We start from the raw sequence: 4,594 nt of genomic DNA, 5'->3' as shown, positions 1-4,594 counted from the left end.
CAAGCACCAGAATTTGTTGGCGAAATTCCCATACTGGTTAAGGGTTTAACGCGATTTTTAATCTGCGAAACTTGAGTACATTATTAATCGGAAAAAACTGTTTTTTCGATGGCAGGATGCTATCGATACTGTATAATAGTGGCAAGTTGCGGCCCAGGGCCGGCGGCTGATTATAAAAGGAGGATTTGAGATTTCATGAAACACAACAGCTATTTTGACGGGAAAGTACAGAGCTTAGAATTACAGACGGAAAATGGAGTCGCTACCGTCGGGGTCATCACACCAGGACAATACACCTTCGGTACGTCGACCCAGGAGAAAATGGTCATCACGGCAGGTTCCTTGCGGGTGAAATTGCCGGACCAGGATTGGCAAACTGTCATGAGCGGCGAATTTTTTGTTGTCGATAAAAATGTTTCCTTTGTGGTAGAGGCTGAGCAAGACGTCGCTTACCTGTGCTACTATTTCTAATCCTTACAACGTCTTACCGTCGTTGACCCTCTTTTCCAGGGCGGCGCAGCCTTGGCTGTATGATCAGGCTTCCACTTCCTCCCCTATAGCGGGACGGCGATAGACCGGTAGGATAAACAAGATGCCGATGAACATTAAAATACCGGATGCTTGGTACAAGGTGACCAGGGAGAAGTAATTCTTCAACACACCGGACATGCCCATCGTAACAACCATGGCCCCGGTAAACAGGGGATTGAGAATCCCGTTGACCCTGCCTACGAATTGGCTCTCCGTGTTTTGCATGATCATCGTATTGATACCGATCGAAATGCTTGGAAGAGACATACCGCTCAATAACTGCGCCGCCAAGGTCAACCCTAACGAGGTCGAAAGCCCTGTGGCCACGATTCCAACAGCATTTGCGAACATACCAACGACCAGCAGCTTTTGGGGAGCCACCCTGCGCGCCATCGTCAACGATAAGCCGCCACCGAGCATCATGCCAATCCCGTATACCGTCAGCAGCCACTGCAGACTTTCTTTTGCTAGACCTAAACGTTCTGTAACGAGGAATACGCCGAGGGGTTGGATCAATCCCATGGCCAATCCAGCCGCCAGAAAACAGGCTCCCATCAGCGTTAAGACCTGTTTGGAGAGCAAATATTGGATGCCTTCCTTCATCTCTCTCAGAACCGAAGTTTGAGTTTCCTTAACTTGAACGGGATCTTTCTCCGGCAAAAGTACCAACAGGGCAGCAGCCGAAAGCAGGAAGGCGACCCCAGTGATGGCGATGGCTCCATAGATACTCAATCTCTGATAGGCCAGCGTCCCTAAAATGGGACCAAAGACCATAAAAACAGAAAACACCGTTTGGTACAAAGACATCCCTTCCTGAACCTGTTCGGTAGGGACGTGCAGCTTAAATAACTTTAGTCCGGACGGCTGGGAGAACTGAGATAATATCGCTGAAAAGAGCATCGAGAAAAAGACAGTTTGCCATGACCCTGTCATTAAGGTGAAAAGAACAGCGAAGACGGAGAGAGCGCTCAGCAGTTCGCACCAGATCATCGTTTTCTTGGGCCGCCAGCGGTCGGCAAAGGTTCCCCCGATAAAGGAGAACAGAAAGATCGGTCCGTATTCCGCAACGGAGACCATGGAGACGGCAAAGGGATCTTCCCCGGTCATCTCTACGACGTAGAGCAGTACGGCGAAGTTGCGTACCCAGATACCGATTTGGAGAAACACTTCGGACAAGATGATAGCCTGAACAACGCGGTTCGCTAACAAACCGGAACGAAATGGGTGCATAAAAAAACCTCCTGCGTCCATTTCATAGACAGGAGGTAATGCGCAAGAACACATAGCCCCATAGACCAGAGCGAACTGGCGCAGTGGGAACTAAAAAGCGGTATAAAAATGCGCATACCTATCCTATCCAGAAAACAGATTCGTTGATAGATAACGAATGTTGATTATGGAATAGGATTATTTGCGCATCAAGTTCACCCTTTAAATCAATTCGTAATTTAGGAAGCCATGTTCGCTGGACAATGTCCAGTACATCGTATAATAGCATAAAATAGGTTTAATCACAAGGAAAGACAAAGTGTATCCGAGATATTTCCAGTTGTAAATTCGAAGGACAAGTGATAAGATACAATTCCTGTCTTGAACAGGCCATTCTTTCAAGGTATACAAAAGTGAAGATTATATTCGTATTATGATCTTTTTATAGTCTGAATGAGTCAAAAACAATTTTCTGGTTAGAAGTTCCAGTTGATTTAAGGGATAATGCGTGTTAATATAGTCTTCTGCCTGGCGAAAGGGCAAGAAATTTGGGTCTATAGCTCAATTGGCAGAGCGCCCGGCTCATAACCGGTTGGTTACAGGTTCGACTCCTGTTAGACCCACCAAACGAACAGTGGTCTATAATTCCTCGATAGCTCAATGGTAGAGCAACCGGCTGTTAACCGGTAGGTTGTAGGTTCGAATCCTACTCGAGGAGCCATTATTGCCGCGGGGTGGAGCAGTTGGTAGCTCGTCGGGCTCATAACCCGAAGGTCGCAGGTTCAAGTCCTGCCCCCGCAACCAAACAAAGTGTTGCTTTTATAACTTTGGAAACGGCTAAGGAGAGATGGCCGAGTTGGTCGAAGGCGCGCGACTCGAAATCGTGTAGGCGAGTACCCCTCGTCTCAAGGGTTCGAATCCCTTTCTCTCCGCCAGAACACGTAGAGAATATTTTTAGATATGGAGTGGTACTCAAGTGGCTGAAGAGGACGGTTTGCTAAACCGTTAGTGGTCGTAAGGCCAGCGCGAGTTCAAATCTCGCCCACTCCGCCATATTCCCACGCCGTTGTAGCTCAGTTGGTAGAGCAGCTGATTCGTAATCAGCAGGTCGCCGGTTCGAGTCCGGCCATCGGCTCCATTTGCATCTTTTTAACTTTTTGTGCCTGTAGCTCAGTTGGATAGAGCAACCGCCTTCTAAGCGGTTGGTCGCACGTTCGAATCGTGCCAGGCGCGCCATTTTATTATTTGCGCCGAACTGGCGAATTGGCAGACACAAAAGAAAAGTGGCAATAACTCTAGGCAATCGCTGCCGGGATAATCCCGGTAGAGGAAGTTCCAGGCTCGCACATCCTGCGATGGATGTAGTGTTCGTGCCCGTTCGTAATGGCGGGGCAGTCAGCTTTTTAGCAGACTGACGGCGGGGAAAGCATCCTACAGCCATCTTGGCCATGGTGCAAATACCCTGAAAGTGGATAGAGACGAGTCGTCGGGGAAACTCGACGAGTGGAACGACTAAACCCCACGAGCGAGCAACTCAGTGTGTAGAGGCACCTGGCTGAGAGAAATGAATCGACGCTGGGACGATCGCCATATGATCGTAGAAAAATGATTGCCCCTTCTGTGGGAGGCTGGGAAGCCAAGAACCACATTGGGACAGAACCTGGGCTATCGGAGTTGTTGCATCCCCACTTTTTTATAAGCGCCCGTAGCTCAGTGGATAGAGCACTGGTCTCCGGAACCAGGTGCGCAAGTTCGATTCTTGCCGGGCGCACCATATTTCAATCAAGGTCAGTATCTTCGTAGTACTCTGCGAGAGTGGCCATTTTCAAAAGGTGTTGTTAAGCAAATAAATGCTTAAATATACCAGTTGAATCAAAAGAATAAACGTGATATTATTACATTCCGCCCGGAAAAGGGGCGAAAAATTCGGTCCTTGAAAATCAAACAGTTGTAAGCAAAAGCGTGCGAAACCAAAGTTAATTCGGCCCGCGCAAGCGGGACGGATAAACCTTCTGAAAAGCATGGGCGTCTTGGCGGTATACTAAAAAGCGTAAAGCTTGAATGTATTGCCATGATGAAAAGGCGCTAGCTTAAACAGAAGAATAGATTTGTTAAGATGTTATAGAGCTTGACTCAAGCTTATCTACATTTTTTGTGGAGAGTTTGATCCTGGCTCAGGACGAACGCTGGCGGCATGCCTAACACATGCAAGTCGAACGGAGCACAGATACTTCGGTGGAAGTGCTTAGTGGCGGACGGGTGAGTAACGCGTGGATAACCTGCCTGAGAGTGGGGGATAACAGCTCGAAAGGGCTGCTAATACCGCATAACGTTGTCTGGAGACATCCCCGGACAACCAAAGGAGCAATCCGCTCTTGGATGGGTCCGCGTCCGATTAGCTCGTTGGTGAGGTAATAGCTCACCAAGGCGACGATCGGTAGCCGGCCTGAGAGGGTGAACGGCCACACTGGGACTGAGACACGGCCCAGACTCCTACGGGAGGCAGCAGTGGGGAATCTTCCGCAATGGGCGAAAGCCTGACGGAGCAATGCCGCGTGGGGGATGAAGGTCTTCGGATTGTAAACCCTTGTCTTCGGGGAAGAAGAATGACGGTACCCGAGGAGGAAGCCCCGGCTAACTACGTGCCAGCAGCCGCGGTAATACGTAGGGGGCAAGCGTTGTCCGGAATGACTGGGCGTAAAGCGCGTGCAGGCGGACATGTAAGTCTGAGGTGAAAGCTTGGAGCTCAACTCCGAAATGGCCTTGGAAACTGGATGTCTTGAGAGATGGAGAGGATAGCGGAATTCCCGGTGTAGCGGTGAAATGCGTAGATATCGGGAGGAACACCCGTGGC

At 49.3% G+C, this 4,594-nt stretch carries 2 protein-coding genes, 8 tRNA genes, 1 rRNA gene and 1 other RNA gene; 11 read left to right on the top strand and 1 reads right to left on the bottom strand.

Going from position 1 to position 4,594, the window contains the following annotated elements; all coding sequences use genetic code 11:
• The first annotated feature begins 195 nt into the window (after positions 1–195).
• On the top strand, positions 196–471 hold the full coding sequence (ppnP, locus tag GJ688_RS19160; RefSeq protein ID WP_155478106.1) for a pyrimidine/purine nucleoside phosphorylase: 276 nt from the start codon (positions 196–198) through the stop codon (positions 469–471).
• A gap of 63 nt (positions 472–534) precedes the next feature.
• Here the strand turns inward: ppnP and GJ688_RS19155 are convergent, their stop codons facing one another.
• On the bottom strand, positions 535–1,761 hold the full coding sequence (locus tag GJ688_RS19155) for an MFS transporter (protein ID WP_207708848.1): 1,227 nt from the start codon (positions 1,759–1,761) through the stop codon (positions 535–537).
• Between the two features lie 529 nt (positions 1,762–2,290).
• Here GJ688_RS19155 and GJ688_RS19150 point away from each other — a divergent pair.
• The 10 genes from GJ688_RS19150 to GJ688_RS19105 all read left to right on the top strand — a co-directional run.
• Positions 2,291–2,366: transfer RNA gene (locus GJ688_RS19150), tRNA-Ile, on the top strand.
• A 20-nt stretch (positions 2,367–2,386) separates the two neighbouring features.
• Positions 2,387–2,461, top strand: a tRNA-Asn gene (locus GJ688_RS19145).
• Between the two features lie 7 nt (positions 2,462–2,468).
• Positions 2,469–2,544 (top strand) — tRNA-Met (locus GJ688_RS19140).
• 37 nt (positions 2,545–2,581) lie between these two features.
• Positions 2,582–2,675 (top strand) — tRNA-Ser (locus GJ688_RS19135).
• A 27-nt stretch (positions 2,676–2,702) separates the two neighbouring features.
• A tRNA-Ser gene (locus GJ688_RS19130) sits at positions 2,703–2,793 on the top strand.
• 9 nt (positions 2,794–2,802) lie between these two features.
• Positions 2,803–2,878 (top strand) — tRNA-Thr (locus GJ688_RS19125).
• A 21-nt stretch (positions 2,879–2,899) separates the two neighbouring features.
• Positions 2,900–2,976 (top strand) — tRNA-Arg (locus tag GJ688_RS19120).
• A 55-nt stretch (positions 2,977–3,031) separates the two neighbouring features.
• Positions 3,032–3,413, top strand: an RNA gene (rnpB, locus tag GJ688_RS19115) — RNase P RNA component class B.
• A gap of 26 nt (positions 3,414–3,439) precedes the next feature.
• A tRNA-Arg gene (locus tag GJ688_RS19110) sits at positions 3,440–3,514 on the top strand.
• Positions 3,515–3,891: 377 nt separating this feature from the next.
• Positions 3,892–4,594 (top strand): 16S ribosomal RNA (locus tag GJ688_RS19105); the annotation flags it as partial.

This window comes from Heliobacterium mobile (assembly GCF_009720735.1).
Taxonomy (GTDB): Bacteria; Bacillota; Desulfitobacteriia; order Heliobacteriales; family Heliobacteriaceae; genus Heliobacterium; species Heliobacterium mobile.
This window is presented reverse-complemented; position numbering and strand designations above follow the sequence as displayed.

Bases quoted from the DNA above. Each gene is read 5' to 3' on its own strand.
- ppnP (WP_155478106.1), top strand. From the start codon at position 196: ATGAAACACAACAGCTATTTTGACGGGAAAGTACAGAGCTTAGAATTA.
- GJ688_RS19155 (WP_207708848.1), bottom strand. From the start codon at position 1,761: ATGCACCCATTTCGTTCCGGTTTGTTAGCGAACCGCGTTGTTCAGGCT.